Raw genomic sequence first — 16,152 nt, forward strand, 5'->3', positions numbered from 1 at the left:
TGTTTCAGCCATCCACCGCCTCGCGCATCCATTTCTGCAGGGTGGCGATGGAATGCTCGGAATTGACGCCGCAGGACGGATCGAGCACCAGCGGGCCGGGCCTGTAGCCCCTGGACTTCAGACCGCGATGCACGCTTTCGACCAGACGGATGTCTTCCTCGACGGTGGTCTGCCGGTCCTGCACGGCCAGCCCGCGGATCACGTCGCTTTCGGCGCCGTCCTCGGTATACCAGCCGCGCCAGACGGTGCAGCTGTCCACGTCATGGGCGCGCCAGTGATAGGTGTTCAGCACATTGCCCGGATAGCATTGAAAGCTGAACATCGGCCACAGGAACCACGACTGGTAGTCGCCGGCATGTTCGTTCGCGCCCAGGTCGATCGGGTAGGTCATCCTGTCGAGCGACTGACACTCGGTCGTGTGGCGCAACACGTAGCCGCCAGTCTTGTCGGGTTGGATGTCGTAGGTTTCCGGCTTGATCACGCCTTCGGCGAAGGTCGGGTGGTTGACGGGGCAGTGATAGCACTCGGAATAATTTTCAACCGAAACCTTCCAGTTGCAGGTCTCGGGCACCTCGACCCATTCCAGCGGTGCCAGCCTGTCGATGTTCGGAACATACTCGCGGAGTTCCTTGCGAACACCGGGATACCATTCATCCATGGGGGCGGCATTGTCGTCGAGATTGACGAAGATGAAGCCGTTGAAATCCTCGGTCCGCACCTCGGTCAGGCAGATTTCCGAGCGGTCGAAACCCGGGACCGACTTGATGTTCGGGCCGGCGCGCAGGTGGCCGGTCAGCTCGTAGGTCCAGGCGTGGTAGGGGCAGACCACCACGCGGGTGTTGCCGGTGCCGGTGACCATTTCATGCGCCCGGTGCTGGCAGACATTGTAAAAGGTGCGCACCACCTCGTCGCGGCCCCGGATGCAGAACAGGTTCTGTCCGGCGATCTCGAAGGCGAAATAGTCCCCGACATTCGGGACCTGGCTGACATGGCCCGCAAATTGCCAGGTGCGCGACAGCAGCCCGTTCATCTCGTTCTCGAAAACCGCCGGATCGGTGTAATAGCGCGCATCCAGCGAGTGCGTCAGGGGTGCGTTCATTCGGGGTCCTCCGCGTAGATCCCAAGTTGATGTCTTCTTTGGTGAAACCGCTCGACCCGCTCGACGATCTCATCGCTGGATACCGCGATCACGAAGGACAGCAGCGTTTCCAGAAAAGCGATGGTCGAGACCGAAGAGGGGAAGAATTGCGGTGTGTCGGCGGCGACGACAAAGCCGTGATCGGCGTTCAGAATGATCGGGCTGGCGGGGCTGTCGGAAATGCCCACCACGGTCAGCCCCTGTTCGCGGGCCAGTTTCACCGCCTCGATCACCTCGGTCCGGTAGGGTTTGCAGGTCATGGCGATCAGCACGTCCTGCGCGTCGGCCCAGGCCAGATCATCCACCGGGGTCGAGCCGGGGCGGGGAATGGCGTGAAACTGCTTCATCCCCGTAGAGGCGAGATAGGTGAAGTTTCGGGCATTGGCGTTGTTCACGCCGACGCCGAGGGTATAGACCTGCCTGCAGTTCCAGATCACCTCGGCGGCTGCCTGCAGGCTTTCGGCGTTGATCCCGGCAAATGTTTCCTCGATGTTGCGGATCGCCGCGCCGACCATGTCGGCATAGAGTCCGCCCATCTCGCCCGACTTGCCGATGTCCTGAAGCCAGCGGGCCCGGTCGGGGAAGGAAACGGCGCCGCGGCGAATCGCTTCGCGGAACGGCGCGCGGAAATCCTCGTAACCCTCGAACCCCACTTGCCGCGCCATGCGGACAAAGGTGTTGGGTTTCACTTTGGCCGCCTCGGCGATTTCGCGCACCGTCGAAACCCCTACATCCGCAGGGTTTTCCAGCACATAGCGGGCCGCCTTCTGCGCCTCGGGCGTCAGGGCGTCCCATTCGCGGGTCAGCCGGTCAAGAACGGTGTCTGATACATTTGTGTCATTCATGATTGACGATGGTATATTTGTGTAATTAGCCTGTCGAGCAGAAACGCGACTCGTGAAGTGGAAAAATCATGTCCGAGCAAAAGCTGCCTGCCCACGCCCGTGTGGTGATCGTTGGCGGAGGTGTCATGGGGGTGGGCCTGGCCTATCACCTGGCGCATGAAGGGTGGACCGACGTCGTCCTGCTGGAAAAGGCCGAACTGACCTCGGGCAGCACCTGGCATGCGGCCGGCCAGATCACCCATTCGACCAGCTCCTTCGGGCTGGGCAAATGTGTCGATTACAATATCGGCCTGTATTCCGGCGCGCTCGAGGCCGAGACGGGGCAGGCGGTGACGTGGCATGGTTGTGGCTCGTTCCGGCTGGCCTATACCGAGGACGAGATGGACTGGCTGCGCCATACGCTGTCAGTAGGGCGCTCGCTCGGTTTCAATATCGAACTGGTCGGCCCCGACCGGGTGGCCGAGCTTCACCCGTTCTACAATCTCGATGGCGTGCTGGGCGCGCTGCACACGCCCGACGACGGCCATGTGGACCCGACCAACGTGACCATGGCGATGGCAGCCGGCGCACGCGCGCTCGGTGTCAGGATCATCCGCCGCTGCCGGGCCACCAACATCACCCAGGCCGAGAACGGCGAATGGGTGGTCGAGTCGGAACTGGGCAAGATCCGCTGCGAGCATGTGGTCAACGCCGGCGGCACCTATGCTCGCCAGATGGGAGAATGGTCGGGGTTGCAACTGCCCATGACCTCGATGACCCACCACTATTTTGTCACCGACCCGGTGCCGGAATTCGCCGACCTCGAAACCGAGTTGCCGGTGATCCGCGATGATCGCAAGGTCTCGGGCTATATCCGGATGGAGCAGCAGCGCGGCCTGATCGGCATCTACGAAAAGGCCAATCCCAACGCGGTCTGGATCGACGAATGCCCGTGGGACTACGAGAACTGGCTGTTCGAGGCCGACTATGACCGGGTGATGCCGTGGCTCGAGGAAAGCCTCAACCGCATGCCGATCTTTGCCGATCTGGGCATCTCGCGCGACGTGCACGGAGCCATCTCGCACCCACCGGACGGAAACCCGCTGATCGGCCCGGCGCCCGGCGTCAGGAACTACTGGTGTTGTTGCGGCACCCAGATCGGCATCGGCTGGGGCCCCGGCCTGACGCGCGAGCTTGCCCGCTGGATGGTGCATGGCGCCGCCGACATCTCAATGCGCGAATTCGACCCGCGCCGCTTCGGCTCTTATGCAACGAAAGAGTGGCAGGTGGTCAAGGCCAAGGAGGACTACTGCCTGCGCCACGAGATCCCCTTCCCGCATTTCAACCGGCTCGCAGGGCGTCCGATCAAGCCATCGCCGCTTTATGAACGGCTCAAGGAAAAGGGTGCGGTCTACGAAGAGGTCTATGGCCACGAACGCCCGCGCTGGTTCGCCAAGAACGGTGTCGAGCAGCGCGACCACTACTCCTTCAAGCGCAACGTGGTGCATGACATGGTGGCTGCCGAGTGCAAAGCGGTGCGCGAGCGCGTCGGCATCATGGACATCTCGGCCTTCACCAAAGTCGAGGTAACAGGCACGGGCGCCGAAAAGCTCCTGGACCGCCTCGTCGCCAACCGCCTGCCACAAAAAGTCGGCGGCATCGCGCTGACCCACATGCTGAACCGTCGCGGGCGGATTGAACTGGAAACGACGGTCGTGAAGCTGGACGAAGCCCGCTACTACCTGGTCTGCGCCGCCTTCTTCGAGCAACGGCTGCTGGATCACCTGAACCAGAATCTCGCGGGCGAGGAGGTGGAAATCATCCTCCGTTCGAACGATTGGGCCGCGCTCGCTCTCAACGGCCCAAGGGCCCGCGAGGCTCTGGCCGTCTGCACCGATGCCGACCTGAGCAATGCGGGGTTCAAGTGGCTGACCGCGCAGGAAATCGAAGTGGCGGACCACAGGCTCTGGGCCTTCCGCATGTCCTATGCCGGCGAGTTGGGGTGGGAGCTGCACATTCCGCGTGACAACGCCCTGGCCGTCTATGATGCCCTCTGGGCCGCGGGCGAGGCGCATGGGATCGCCGACTATGGCTCTTTCGCGATGAACGCGCTGCGGATGGAAAAGGCTTTCAAGGGGGCAGGGGAACTGACAAACGAGGTCACGCTGGCCGAGGCCGACGTGCTGCGCTTTGCCCGCACGGACAAGGAGTATCTCGGCAAGGACAGGACCCTGAACACCGAACTGCCCTGGATCTGCGCCTATCTCGAGATCGAACCTGACGGGATCGAGGACGGTCACGGCGGCGAGGCCGTGCTGCTGGACGGGCAGGTCGTCGGTTCGACCGCTTCTGTTGCCTACGGGCACACGGTCGGCAGGATTCTCGCCTTTGCCTATGTCAAGCCGCACGTCAACGTGCCGGGCACCGAGGTCGAAGTCATCGTCGCCGGCAAGCCGCGCAGCGGTCGGATTCTGGGTGAACCCGCCTATGATCCGCAAAGCCTGCTGCCGCGCGCCGACACCGTTTGCGAGGCGGCGGAATGACCAGCCAATTTCACCTTTTGCAAAATACTCCGGGGGGAGCCGAAGGCGGGGGGCAGCGCCCCCCTCGACCCGGAGAAGGAGCGCTACAATGACGATCCCCGAAACCATGCAGGCAATGGTGCTGACCGGCCATGGCGGTCTGGACAGGTATGAATGGTACGAAGACTGGCCCGTGCCAGAACCAGGGCCGACGGATGTCCTGATCAAGGTCGGCGCCTGCGGCCTGAACAATACCGACGTGAACACGAGGACGGGGTGGTACTCCAAGGCAGTCAGCGAGGCCACGACCGGAGGCGCCTATGATGAGGTGGGCGAAGAAGACCCAACCTGGGGTGGGCGCCCCTTGGTCTTTCCCAGAATCCAGGGGGCTGATGCGGTCGGCACGGTCGTTGCCGTCGGCGACAAGGCTGATCCTTCCCTGATCGGCAAGCGGGTCATGGTGAATGGCTGGCTGCGGGATTGGGACGACCCCGACAACATGGACAAGACCGGGTATTACGGCTCTGAATGTGACGGGGGCTTCGCCCAATACGCCACGGCCGACATGCGCGGGATCGCGACGGTCGAGTCGCCGCTCTCGGATGCCGAGCTTGCGACCTTTTCCTGCTCCTACACCACGGCAGAGGGGATGCTGGAGCGCGCCAGGGTCGGCCCCGGCGACACTGTTCTGGTTCCCGGCGCGTCCGGCGGCGTCGGCGGTGCGCTGGTGCAGCTTGCCAGACTGCGCGGCGCGCGGGTCATCGCGATGGCGTCGGAAGCCAAACATGCGGACGTGGCGAAGCTGGGGCCGGACCGGATCCTGCCTCGCGGCCCCGAGGACCTGCGCGCTGCGCTCGGAGATGAAAAGATCACCGTCGTCGCCGACGTGGTCGGGGGCAGCTATTGGCCGAAACTGATCGACATTCTGGAACGTGGCGGGCGCTACACCTGTTCGGGCGCGATCGCGGGGCCGATCGTCCAGTTCGACCTGCGCACCTTCTACCTGCGCGATCTGACCTTCACCGGCTCGACGGTGCTGCCGCCGGAAGTGTTCGAGAACGTCGTGCGCTACATCGAAGAGGGCAAGCTGCAGCCGGTTCTGGCGGCGACCTATCCGTTGCGCGAATTGCGCGAGGCGCAACAGGCCTTCATCGACAAGACCCATACCGGCAACATCGTGGTGGTCCCATGAGCCGGGCGCTGTTCGATGCCGCGTTGCAGGCGGCGCGGGACTTTCACGCGGCCATTCCGGCGCTGTCAAACTTCGCGCCCTGGCCCGGCGATCTGCACTGGGCCGGCCGATCGCCCAATCCGGTGCCCAGGGCCGCGCTGATGCAGAGCGAGCCTGGAGAGGCCAGTGACCTGTCGCGCCCCCTGCAACAGGCGCTCTGCGCCTTGGCGCCGCATCTGGAATGGCGGCTGACCTACACCGAGGACGAGGTCGGGCGCGACTTCCTAGACCGGTATGGCTGGTTCGAGCTGGCTGGCCCGACGGGACATTACCGAACCGACAAGCTGCGCATGACCGTCGGCTATTGGGGGGCGGGGCTGTATTACCCTTGGCACCAGCACGGGCCGGAAGAACTTTATTCCGTAGTATCGGGCGGCGCACTCTTTGAACTCGAAGGGGAAGAGCCGTTGACGCTCGGCGCGGGCGACACCCGCTTGCACCCCTCCGAGCGCCCGCACGCGATGACCACCACTGATCAACCGATCCTGACCTTCGTGCTGTGGCGCGGCGAAGGGCTGGCCGACGATCCACAGATGAGCCCGTCATGAAGATCACCCGGATTTCCGTCTATCATGTCGATCTGCCGTTGCAGCATCCCTATTGGCTGTCCGGCGGACGGCTCAAGTTCGAGGTGCTCGACGCGACCTTCGTCAAGGTCGAAACCGATGAAGGCCTGACTGGCTGGGGCGAGGGCACGCCGTGGGGCCATACCTATGTACCCGCGCATGGCCCCGGCATCCGCGCCGGGATACAGACCATGGCACCCTTCGTTCTGGGTCTCGATCCCCGCAAGGTGCTTGAGGTCGAGCGGGCGATGGATCTGGCGCTGCCGGGGCACCTCTACGCCAAATCCCCCATCGACACGGCCTGTTGGGACATCGCCGGGCAGGCCGCGGGGTTGCCCATCGCCGATCTGATGGGGGGCGGCTCGCGGACCCCCGCACCGATAGCCTCGTCGGTCGGTGCCAAGACGGTCGAGGAGACCCGCGAGGTCATGGATCGCTACCGCAGGCGCGGCTACTGGGTTCATTCGGTCAAGGTGGGCGGCGATGTCGAGCGCGACATCGAACGCATTCGCGACGTCGAGGCGCACCGCCAGCGTGCAGAGCGCATCCTGTACGACGTGAACCGCGCCTGGACCCGGCAGCAGGCAATGCGGGTGATGAAGGCGACCGAGGATCTTGGCGTGATGTTCGAACAGCCCGGCGAGACGCTGGATGACATCGCCGCGATCCGGGCGGTGCATTCCGCCCCGGTCAGCGTGGATGAAAGTCTTGTGACGTTGCAGGACGCTGCCCGCATCGCGCGGGATGGTCTGGCCGAGGTGTTCGGCATCAAGCTCAACCGCGTTGGGGGGCTGACCAAGGCCGCCCGGATGCGCGACATTGCGCTGGCCCATGGCATCGACATGTTCGTGATGGCCACCGGCGGTTCGGTTCTCGCCGATGCCGAGGCGCTGCATCTGGCCGCCACCATTCCCGACCACAACCTGCTGGGCGTCTGGGCCTGCCAGGACATGCTGACGCTGGACATCGCCGGAGGCCGCGGCCCCCGTAACATAGACGGCCACCTGCACCTGCCCGAGGCACGGGGCCTTGGCGTGGCCCAGATGAGGAGGCGCTGGGCGAACCGGTAGCAGTTTATCAATGACGCGGATCGTTCGCATAGCGCTCTGGCACCTTCCGCTGACCAGCCATCAGGCCTACTACATGGCCGATGGCAAGACCTGCGACACGGTGGAAACCGTCGTGGTGGCGCTCGACACCGATGACGGACGCACCGGCTGGGGCGAGGTCTGCCCCATCCCGCATTACCTGCCGGCCTATGCCCGGGGCGTGGCCCCCGCGCTGCAAGAGATGGCGCCGGTGCTGCTGGGGGGCGACCCGGTCGGGCCCGAGGCGCTGATGGCCCGGCTCGATCGTCACCTGCAGGGGCATGTCTATGCGAAATCCGCCGTCGATATCGCACTGTGGGATCTGACCGGGCAGGTGGCGGGCTTGCCGCTGCACGCGCTGCTCGGGGGGCGTCAGTCTGAGGCGATGCCGCTTTATCATTCGATCACCTGCATTGGCCCCGAGGATATGGCCCGCATCGCGACAGAGGCGCAGAAACAGGGCATAACGCAGTTCCAGGTCAAGCTGGGCGCGGATGGCGACTGGCAGGCCGACGTTGCCCGCCTGCGTCTGGTGCGCGAGGCGGTGGGTGACGGGCCGCTGGTCTATGGCGACTGGAACTGTGGCGCGACCTCTCTGGATGCGACGCGGGTGGCGCGGGCGGTGGCCGATCTGGACGTGATGCTGGAACAGCCCTGCGCCACACTCGAGGATTGCGCGCGGGTGCGGGCGGCCACCGGCCTGCCGATGAAACTGGACGAAAGCGCCCATGACACGGCCAGCTTGCTGGCGGGTCATGCGCTGGGTTGCATGGACGCGGTGGCAGTCAAGCTGTCGAAATTCGGAGGGCTGTCCGCCGCGCGGCGCGCCCGCGATCTATGCCTGTATCTGGGCGCAAGGATGTGCATCGAGGATACCTGGGGTTCGGACATCACCACTGCCGCCCTGCTGCACTTGGGCGCTGCGACCGACCCGGCTCTGTTGATGAATGTCTGCGACCTGTCGGGGTATGTCGCGCCGCGCCTTGCGCCCGAGGGGCCGGTGCGCGAGGCTGGGCGCATTGCGCCGCCCGACGGGGGCGGCCTTGGCGTCGCGCCGGACCGCGAGGCCCTGGGCGAACCGGATTTGATCTTGGACTAGGAGGCCATCATGCTTACGAAACTCAGCCAGGCCGATTGGATCGAACGCGCCCGGGCCGTGCTGCCTGGAGGCGGGTTCGGGAATTTCGATCCCTCCATTTTCATTCGCGAGGGCAAGGGCAGCCGGGCCTGGGACGAGGACGGCAAAGAATATGTCGATCTGCTGATCGGCTCGGGTCCCATGCTGCTGGGCCACGGCCATCCCGAGGTTCTCGAGGCCGTGCAGGAGCAATTGCCCAAGGGCATGACCTTTTTTGCCAACAACGCCCGCGGTGTCGAACTGGCCGAGGAGATCTGCTCGGCCGTCGCCTGCGCCGATCAGGTCCGCTATGTGTCGTCGGGGGGAGAGGCGGACATGTATGCCATCCGCCTGGCCCGGGCCTTCACCGGGCGCGACAAGATCGTCAAGTTCGAGGGTGGCTATCACGGCATGAGCGCCGAGGCGCAGATGAGCCTCGCGCCGACCAGGATGGTGAACTTCCCGCAGGCGGTTCCGGACAGCGCAGGGATACCGGAGAGCGTCCGCGCCGAGATGCTGATTGCGCCGTTCAACGACCCCGACTACATCCGCTCGCTGCTGGCCGAGCATGGCAAGGAGGTGGCAGCGATCATCGTCGAGCCGCTGCAGCGGATCATCCCGCCCGAGCCGGGTTTCCTGCAGCTGCTGCGGGACGAGGCCGACAAGTATGGCATCGTGCTGATCTTTGATGAGGTCGTCACAGGCTTTCGCTTTGCCTATGGCGGCGCGCAGGAGCTTTACGGGGTGATCCCTGACATAGCTACCTTGGGCAAGATCATCGGCGGCGGTTTCCCGTTGGCCGCCATCGCGGGTCGGGCCGAGATCATGGCGCATTTCGACAAGGCGGCCGTGGGCGCCGAGAAATGGCTGATGCAGCTTGGCACCCTGTCCGGCAACCCGGTGGCCGCTGTTGCAGGGTTGAAAACGATGGAGGTTCTGCGGCGCGAGGGGCAGTATGACAAGCTGCGCGCCAACGGCCGGCGTCTGATGGAGATGGCCAAGGCGGCACTGAATGCGCGTGGCATCCCCCACCGGATCGTCGGTGATCCGACCCTGTTCGAGGTCGTTTTCACAACGGGCGAGATCCGGGATTATCGAGACGTTTTCGCCTCCGACACCGCCAGGGCCACCCGGTTCAACGCGGTGCTGATGCAGAATGGCCTGTTCAAGTCACCGGGCAAAACCTACCCGTCGCTGGCCTTGACCGAAGCGGATTTCGAAGTGTGTGAAGCCGCCTACGACAAGGCCGCTCAGGCGATAGCGCAAGAGTAGAACAACGCGACCCGGCCTTGTGCCGGGGCTTGCTTGTTGCCGGCGTGCCTTCGGTCAGATCGCGTCGGCCATCACGAAGCGGATGATATCCTCGCGCTTGATGCCGCGTGCGGCCAGTTCGGCGTTGGTCATGGCATAGTAGGCATTGATCTGGTGCACCTTCGCGTTCGCTTCGCCGATGCGGGAAAGCGCGTCCCAGATGCCGGCAAAGATATCTCCGACAACCTTCAGCAGGGCCGTCAGCGAAGTGGATTGTGCGGTCGAATGTGCCATGGCGGACTCATCCTGTTGTCCGAATTTTCTTTGGAACGATTTATGCGGTCCCCCTCGTGTTGGCTAGGGCATCCAACGAATAGCTGATCTGCGTCCGGTGCAAATTTGCGGGGAAATTGCTTCTTTTTTGCCTGGACGTCGTGCGGCCCGCGGGGGGGGGTCCCGACCTCGATGCCCCTCTGCTTCTGGCAGCTTCGTTTGACAGAATACGGCATTCATGATACATGATATAGTTTAAATACCTGAAATATCTAGATTTTCTTGGCTTCTGCCGAGTGTCCGGCAGCCTTTGTCCGGGGGGGATTTCAATGAAAACCATATCGAGCGCTATCGCGGCGCTGGCCGTCTGTGCAGGCCATGCCTTTGCCGAGCCCAGCGTCGAGAGGGGGGAATACCTGGTGCAGGGGCCGATGGGGTGCGGCAATTGCCACACGCCTTTTGGCGAGCAGGGGCTGGACATCAGCCGGGATCTGGGCGGCCGCGTGGTCGAGGACAATGAGCACTTCATAGCGATCGCGGCCAACTTGACACCGGCTGGGCGGGTGTCGGACTGGAGCGACGAGGAACTGGGCCGCGCCATTCGCGAATGCTTGCGGCCTGACGGGTCTCTGATCGGGCCGCCCATGCCATGCGCCGTCTATCGGGGTTTGGGGGACGAGGACCTGGCCTCGGTCGTCATGTATCTGCGCACCGTGCCGCCGGTCGAGAACGACCCGGGCCAATCGACCTACAACATACCGCTGCCGCCGACCTATGGACCGCCCGTGGACAGCGTGACCGCGCCGGAACGCGCCGTGTCGGTGGAGTATGGCGCATACCTTGCGAGCAGCATCGCCCATTGCGTCGAGTGCCATTCGCCGATCGGTCCCAAGGGGCCGCAGCTGGATGCCGAACATCTGGGGATCGGGGGATATGAGTTCGTCGGACCCTGGGGTGTCGTCGTCGGCCCGAACATCACGAGTCATCAGGATGGCCTGGCCGGTTTTTCGGATTCTGAGATAAAGCAGATGATAACCGCCGGATTGCGCCCGGACGGCAGCGCGATGAAGCCTCCGATGCCCTATCCCTATTTCGCGCGGATGACGGCCGAGGACCTGGATGCGGTGGTGATGTATCTCCGCGCGATGCCGCCGCTTCCTGATCCGTAAGGATTTCCGGTGCCGCCGCCCAGCTCGTGAACCGGGCGGCGGGTGTCAGGGACTGGCCTTGAAAACGTCGTCAACCGGAACCTGAAGCCCGGTCGCGATCCCGTTGGTCTGCATGGCCATGCCGATGACGGCCAGCAATTCTCCGTGCTGTTCCGGGCTCATCCCCTTGGCTTTTGCCGCGGTGGTGTGGGAATGCACGCAGTATTCGCAGCTATTGGCCGTCGAAACCGCGACGTAGATCATTTCCTTGGTCAGCGGATCCAGCGCGCCCGGTCCCATCACCTGTTTCAACCTCTCCCATGTCGCGCGCAGAAGCGCGGGATCATTGGCCAGAGCTCGCCAGAAATTGTTGACATACTCGGTGCCGCGAACCTGCCGGATGTCGTCAAAGACGGCCAGCACCTCGGCGCTGGCCTCTTCATCCGATACCAATGGAACCGTCGCCATGCCTATACCATCGCAAGGATGCGCGAGGGCCCGCCCGTGCCGCCGCGATGGGTGGGGGCGCCGACGACCAGGGTCGCCCCACTGGCCGGGACCTTGTCGAGGTTGGCCAGGTTCTCGATGCCATATCGGTTGGTCGGCAGCCACGCATAGTGGGTCACGAAATCGGCCGAGGGGCCGTGATCCAGGGAAAGGGTGTCAACGGCCAAGGCCACGGCGCCCGTCTGCTCGATCAACATCTGGGCGGCTTCGACATGGAAGCCCGGGAAATGCATCTTGCCCTCGGAATCGGCGTTGCGGAACGTGTCACTGCCGGTCTTGCCAGCCCATCCTGAATGCATGGCTACGCAGGCCCCATCTGGAATCGGTCCGTTGGCGTCGGTCCAGGCCTTGATGTCGTCCGGCGTCACCTGCGCGTCCGGATCCTCGGCCGCGCGCGCCGCGATGTCGATGACGCAAAGCGGACAGACGAGGTTGGACACAGGGATCTCATCGACGGCCTGACCGTCCGCCGAGAAATGCAGAGGGGCGTCAATGTGCGTGCCCGTGTGTTCGTTGACCGCCAGGTTGAACAGGTTGAACCCGTGTTCCTTGAAGTTGAAGGCCTGTGTCGCCTCGATGCCCGGCTGGCCGAAATAGGTGGGAAAGTCGGCATCATAGACATGAGTCATGTCCACGACCTCGCCGTGGCCCTTGGCCATGGCAGGCGTGGTCATTCCTGAACCCAATGCGGCACCTGCCGCCGCGGCTGCGCCTGCCTTGAAAAAAGACCGCCGCGACAACATCCGCTGCTTGACGGCGTTCATTACGCAAATATCGCACATACCAATACTCCCTAATGCTTTTGCGAACTGCAACGTAGGGCCCGGATGTGCCTGCCTCGGGACGGAGCCTAGCACAGATTTCGGGAAATCAACGGTTTGCATTTTGCGGGGGCAGGTTCGTCTGGCGGATCTGGTCGAATGTGCGACGATGGGTGCATGAACGGGATTCGGACGCTGCGTCGCGACGCAGAAATTCGCTTGATCTCGTTCGGCGCACGTTTCACCTTTCATTCGTGAAACGGGATTTCGCAAAGCGGAATGGATGACGGGAGACACGCGCGGATGACGTAGGGTTTCATAGGTCCGCGATGGAACATCATCTAGGCTTTGTCAGCGGGAGGAGGCGAGTCGCAGGACCGCCCGACAGACAAGGGAGGACAGGCCGCATGTCTGAGGCCATCGAATACGAACGGATTGGAGATATCGCGGTATTGGCCGCCAACAACCCTCCGGTGAACGCGTTGGGGGTGGATGTGCGCCGGGGGCTGCTTGCCGGTGTTGAACGCGCCGAGGCCGAAGGCGCGAAAGCGGTGCTGATTTATGGCAAGGGGCGGACCTATTTCGCCGGCGCCGATATTCGGGAATTCGGCAAACCGCCGCAGGATCCCTGGTTGCCGGAACTGTGCGCGCGGATCGAGGCCTCGCCGCTGCTGGTGGTCTCGTCGATCCACGGCACGGCGCTGGGCGGCGGGCTCGAGGTGGCGCTGTCCACCCACTATCGCATCGCCGTGCCCTCGGCCAAGGTCGGTCTGCCCGAGGTGCATCTGGGCATCCTGCCCGGCGCGGGCGGCACGCAACGCCTGCCGCGGGTGGCGGGGACCGAAGCGGCGCTGGACATGATCACATCAGGCCGCCATGTGCGCGCGGACGAGGCGCTGAAGCTGGGTGTCATCGACAGGGTGGCCGAGGGCGATCCGCGCGAAATCGGGTTGGCCTATGTGCAGGAATTGCTGGACAGCGGCGCCGAGCGCCGGCCGGTCAGCGAGATGCCGGCGCCTGCGCCGGTCGATTTCGATGCGGTCTATGAACAGGTTTTGAAAAAGGGCCGGGGGCAGATCTCGCCCGCCACGGCCGTTCGCGCGGTTCAGGCGGCCTGCGAAGCCGAAAGCTTTGACGCGGGCATGCAGCGCGAGCGCGAGCTGTTCATGGAACTGATGAACTCGGACCAGCGCAAAGGGCTGATCCACGCCTTCTTTGCTGAACGGGCCGTTGGAAAACTGCCGGAACTCAAGGGCGTCGAACCGCGGATGCTGCATCAGATCGGTGTGATCGGCGGGGGCACGATGGGCGCCGGCATCGCCACGGCGGCACTGTTGTCGGGGCTGCAGGTCGTAATGCTGGAAATGTCCCCCGAAGCGGCCCATGCCGCGAAAGAGCGGATTGCCGGAAACCTGGGTGGTGCGCTGAAACGCGGCAAGCTGAGTCAGGCGCAGTTCGACGAGATCATGGAAAACGAACTGACGCTGGCCACCGGCTATGGCGCACTGAGCAACGTCGATCTGGTCATCGAGGCGGTGTTTGAGGACATGGACGTCAAGAAGCAGGTCTTTACCCAGCTCGATGCGGTCTGCAAACAAGGTGCGGTGCTGGCGTCGAATACCTCGTATCTCGACATCAATGAAATCGCCGCCGTCACGAAACGGCCCCAGGACGTGCTGGGGCTGCACTTCTTTTCGCCGGCCCATGTGATGAAGCTGCTCGAGGTCGTCGTCGCGGACAAGACTGCGCCCGAGGTGGTGGCGACCGGATTTGCGCTGGGCCATCGGCTGAAAAAGGTCTGCGTGCGCGCCGGAGTCTGCGACGGGTTCATCGGCAACCGGATTCTCAGCACCTACCGCACCTGCGCCGATCACATGATCCTCGATGGCGCGAGCCCGTACCAGATCGACAAGGCGCTGACCGATTTCGGTTTCGCCATGGGGCCGTTTGCCGTGGCCGATCTGGCGGGGCTGGATATCGGCTGGGCGGTGCGCAAGCGCAAGCGGGCCGAGGGGCTGGACCCGCGCGCCCGTGACAGCAACTATGCGGACAAGCTCTGCGAGGCGGGACATTTCGGACAGAAGACCGGCAAGGGCTATTACATCTACGAGGCCGGAAAGCGCGGCGGCGTCCCCAACCCCGAGGTGATGCCTCTGATCGAGGCCGAACGCGCCGAAAAAGGAATTACGCCGCGTGAGTTCACCGACGAAGAGATCGTGCGCCGCTACATGGCGTCGATGGTGAACGAAGCGGCCAGGGTCGTGGGCGAGGGGATCGCGCGCCGTCCGCTGGATGTGGATGTGACCCTGATCTACGGTTACGGCTTTCCGCGTTATCGCGGCGGGCCGATGAAATGGGCCGATCTGCAGGGCCTGCCGGGTCTGCTGGCCGACATCAAGGAATGGGCCAAGGAAGACGACTATTTCTGGCAGCCCGCCCCCCTGCTGGAACAACTGGTGGCCGAGGGCCGCTGCTTTGACGATCTGAACAAGGAAGCTTCGTGATGAAACAAGCCGTTATCGTATCCGCCGCCCGCACGGGCCTTGCCAAGTCTTTCCGTGGGTCCTTCAACATCACCCACGGGGCCACGATGGGTGGGCACGCGGTTCAGGCCGCCGTGGCGCGGGCCGGGCTGGACGGTTCGGAGATCGAGGATTGCATCATCGGCTGCGGCTTCCCCGAGGGAGAGACCGGCGGCAACATCGGACGCCAGATCGCCATCCGCGCCGGGCTGCCGGTGACCGCCTCGGGCATGACCGTGAACCGGTTCTGCTCGTCGGGCCTGCAGACCGTGGCGCTGGCCGCGCAGGCCATCACCGAAGGGGGCGCTGGCCCGATGGTGGCAGGCGGTGTCGAGAGCATCTCGATGGTGCAGCCCAAGACGCGCCCGGTACCCGAGGCATGGATTCAGGAACACAAGCCGGCGATCTACATGACGATGATCGAGACCGCCGATATCGTCGCCAAACGCTATGGCATCAGCCGCGAGGCGCAGGATGCCTACGGGTTGCGCTCGCAGCAGCGGATCGCGGCGGCCCAGACATCGGGCAAGTTCGACGACGAGATCGTGCCGATGCAGACCACGATGGCGGTAAAGGACAAGGAGAGCGGCGAGATCTCCTACAAGGAAGTCACGGTGGACCGGGACGAATGCAACCGGCCGAATACCACGCTCGAAGGTCTGGCCGGGCTGGAGCCGGTGCGCGGCGAGGGCAATTTCATCACCGCCGGGAATGCCAGCCAGTTGTCGGATGGGGCGGCGGCGGTTGTCCTGATGGACAGCACCGAGGCCGAGAAACGCGGGCTGGACGCGATGGGCGCATTCAAGGGCTTCTGTGTTGCGGGTTGCGAACCGGATGAGATGGGTATCGGCCCGGTATTTGCGGTGCCGCGCCTGCTGGAGCGTAACGGGCTTAAGGTCGAAGACATCGACCTGTGGGAGTTGAACGAGGCTTTTGCCTCGCAGGCGCTCTATTGCCGTGACCGGCTGGGCATCGACGACGAGAAATGCAACGTCAACGGCGGCTCGATCGCGATCGGTCATCCCTTTGGCATGACCGGGGCGCGGATGGTCGGACACCTGATGCGCGAGGGCAAGCGGCGCGGGGCCAAGCTGGGCGTCGTGACCATGTGCATCGGCGGCGGCATGGGCGCTGCGGGCCTGTTCGAGATCTACTGATCGCGGAGGGGCGCCGGGCCTGCCCATCGAGGCCAGGCCCGGCGCTG

Annotated in this window: 14 protein-coding genes; 9 read left to right on the forward strand and 5 right to left on the reverse strand. The window is 64.1% G+C overall.

The genetic code is table 11. The features are described 5' to 3' along the window. Positions 1–4 precede the first annotated feature (4 nt). Both AVO45_RS07200 and AVO45_RS07205 read right to left on the reverse strand, forming a co-directional pair. Entirely contained in the window at positions 5–1,099 is a 1,095-nt protein-coding gene (locus AVO45_RS07200) for an aromatic ring-hydroxylating oxygenase subunit alpha (RefSeq protein WP_068345434.1), read from the reverse strand. Next, positions 1,096–1,983, reverse strand: coding sequence for a MurR/RpiR family transcriptional regulator (locus AVO45_RS07205; protein WP_068345435.1), 888 nt, complete (start codon positions 1,981–1,983; stop codon positions 1,096–1,098). Before AVO45_RS07205 ends, AVO45_RS07200 begins: the two co-directional genes overlap by 4 nt. A gap of 68 nt (positions 1,984–2,051) precedes the next feature. On the opposite strand from AVO45_RS07205, the gene AVO45_RS07210 reads away from it, so the two are divergent. The 6 genes from AVO45_RS07210 (at position 2,052) to AVO45_RS07235 (ending at position 9,758) form a co-directional block, all read left to right on the forward strand. Further along, a complete protein-coding gene (locus AVO45_RS07210; RefSeq protein WP_068345436.1) occupies positions 2,052–4,505 on the forward strand; it encodes an FAD-dependent oxidoreductase in 2,454 nt (817 codons plus the stop codon). Between the two features lie 88 nt (positions 4,506–4,593). Beyond that, positions 4,594–5,676 (forward strand): alcohol dehydrogenase family protein, encoded by a 1,083-nt coding sequence (locus AVO45_RS07215; protein ID WP_068345438.1) that lies wholly within the window; start codon positions 4,594–4,596, stop codon positions 5,674–5,676. Then, entirely contained in the window at positions 5,673–6,263 is a 591-nt protein-coding gene (locus AVO45_RS07220; protein WP_068345440.1) for a dimethylsulfonioproprionate lyase family protein, read from the forward strand. The genes AVO45_RS07215 and AVO45_RS07220 overlap by 4 nt, the downstream gene beginning before the upstream one ends. Further along, entirely contained in the window at positions 6,260–7,351 is a 1,092-nt protein-coding gene (locus AVO45_RS07225) for a mandelate racemase/muconate lactonizing enzyme family protein (RefSeq protein ID WP_240482094.1), read from the forward strand. Before AVO45_RS07220 ends, AVO45_RS07225 begins: the two co-directional genes overlap by 4 nt. Before the next feature lie 10 nt (positions 7,352–7,361). Beyond that, positions 7,362–8,468, forward strand: coding sequence for a mandelate racemase/muconate lactonizing enzyme family protein (locus AVO45_RS07230; protein WP_068345442.1), 1,107 nt, complete (start codon positions 7,362–7,364; stop codon positions 8,466–8,468). Positions 8,469–8,477: 9 nt separating this feature from the next. Further along, on the forward strand, positions 8,478–9,758 hold the full coding sequence (locus AVO45_RS07235) for an aspartate aminotransferase family protein (protein WP_068345444.1): 1,281 nt from the start codon (positions 8,478–8,480) through the stop codon (positions 9,756–9,758). A gap of 54 nt (positions 9,759–9,812) precedes the next feature. Here AVO45_RS07235 and AVO45_RS07240 read toward each other — a convergent pair whose 3' ends face one another. Beyond that, complete coding sequence (locus AVO45_RS07240; RefSeq protein WP_068345445.1) at positions 9,813–10,031, reverse strand: hypothetical protein; 219 nt, start codon at positions 10,029–10,031, stop codon at positions 9,813–9,815. Between the two features lie 308 nt (positions 10,032–10,339). Between AVO45_RS07240 and AVO45_RS07245 the strand changes: the two genes are divergently transcribed. Further along, positions 10,340–11,179 (forward strand): c-type cytochrome, encoded by an 840-nt coding sequence (locus AVO45_RS07245; protein ID WP_068345447.1) that lies wholly within the window; start codon positions 10,340–10,342, stop codon positions 11,177–11,179. A gap of 45 nt (positions 11,180–11,224) precedes the next feature. On the opposite strand, the gene AVO45_RS07250 is transcribed toward AVO45_RS07245, so the two are convergent. Next, the gene (locus AVO45_RS07250) at positions 11,225–11,626 is read right to left on the reverse strand and encodes a carboxymuconolactone decarboxylase family protein (RefSeq protein ID WP_068345449.1); all 402 of its coding nucleotides are present in this window, start codon (positions 11,624–11,626) and stop codon (positions 11,225–11,227) included. A gap of 2 nt (positions 11,627–11,628) precedes the next feature. After that, entirely contained in the window at positions 11,629–12,447 is an 819-nt protein-coding gene (locus tag AVO45_RS07255; protein WP_068345452.1) for a cyclase family protein, read from the reverse strand. A 386-nt stretch (positions 12,448–12,833) separates the two neighbouring features. Here AVO45_RS07255 and AVO45_RS07260 point away from each other — a divergent pair, with 386 nt between their 5' ends. Together AVO45_RS07260 and AVO45_RS07265 are read left to right on the forward strand one after the other, a co-directional pair. Then, entirely contained in the window at positions 12,834–14,930 is a 2,097-nt protein-coding gene (locus AVO45_RS07260; RefSeq protein WP_068345454.1) for a 3-hydroxyacyl-CoA dehydrogenase NAD-binding domain-containing protein, read from the forward strand. Continuing rightward, on the forward strand, positions 14,930–16,105 hold the full coding sequence (locus tag AVO45_RS07265; RefSeq protein ID WP_068345456.1) for an acetyl-CoA C-acyltransferase: 1,176 nt from the start codon (positions 14,930–14,932) through the stop codon (positions 16,103–16,105). Before AVO45_RS07260 ends, AVO45_RS07265 begins: the two co-directional genes overlap by 1 nt. Positions 16,106–16,152 lie beyond the last annotated feature (47 nt).

It is taken from the genome of Ruegeria marisrubri, from assembly GCF_001507595.1.
GTDB classification, from domain to species: Bacteria; Pseudomonadota; Alphaproteobacteria; order Rhodobacterales; family Rhodobacteraceae; genus Ruegeria; species Ruegeria marisrubri.

Coding starts and splice junctions, on each gene's coding strand:
- AVO45_RS07240 (WP_068345445.1), bottom strand. CDS start 10,031: ATGGCACATTCGACCGCACAATCCACTTCGCTGACGGCCCTGCTGAAG.
- AVO45_RS07205 (WP_068345435.1), bottom strand. CDS start 1,983: ATGAATGACACAAATGTATCAGACACCGTTCTTGACCGGCTGACCCGC.
- AVO45_RS07220 (WP_068345440.1), top strand. CDS start 5,673: ATGAGCCGGGCGCTGTTCGATGCCGCGTTGCAGGCGGCGCGGGACTTT.
- AVO45_RS07260 (WP_068345454.1), top strand. CDS start 12,834: ATGTCTGAGGCCATCGAATACGAACGGATTGGAGATATCGCGGTATTG.
- AVO45_RS07245 (WP_068345447.1), top strand. CDS start 10,340: ATGAAAACCATATCGAGCGCTATCGCGGCGCTGGCCGTCTGTGCAGGC.
- AVO45_RS07225 (WP_240482094.1), top strand. CDS start 6,260: ATGAAGATCACCCGGATTTCCGTCTATCATGTCGATCTGCCGTTGCAG.
- AVO45_RS07200 (WP_068345434.1), bottom strand. CDS start 1,099: ATGAACGCACCCCTGACGCACTCGCTGGATGCGCGCTATTACACCGAT.
- AVO45_RS07265 (WP_068345456.1), top strand. CDS start 14,930: ATGAAACAAGCCGTTATCGTATCCGCCGCCCGCACGGGCCTTGCCAAG.
- AVO45_RS07255 (WP_068345452.1), bottom strand. CDS start 12,447: ATGTGCGATATTTGCGTAATGAACGCCGTCAAGCAGCGGATGTTGTCG.
- AVO45_RS07215 (WP_068345438.1), top strand. CDS start 4,594: ATGACGATCCCCGAAACCATGCAGGCAATGGTGCTGACCGGCCATGGC.
- AVO45_RS07235 (WP_068345444.1), top strand. CDS start 8,478: ATGCTTACGAAACTCAGCCAGGCCGATTGGATCGAACGCGCCCGGGCC.
- AVO45_RS07230 (WP_068345442.1), top strand. CDS start 7,362: ATGACGCGGATCGTTCGCATAGCGCTCTGGCACCTTCCGCTGACCAGC.
- AVO45_RS07250 (WP_068345449.1), bottom strand. CDS start 11,626: ATGGCGACGGTTCCATTGGTATCGGATGAAGAGGCCAGCGCCGAGGTG.
- AVO45_RS07210 (WP_068345436.1), top strand. CDS start 2,052: ATGTCCGAGCAAAAGCTGCCTGCCCACGCCCGTGTGGTGATCGTTGGC.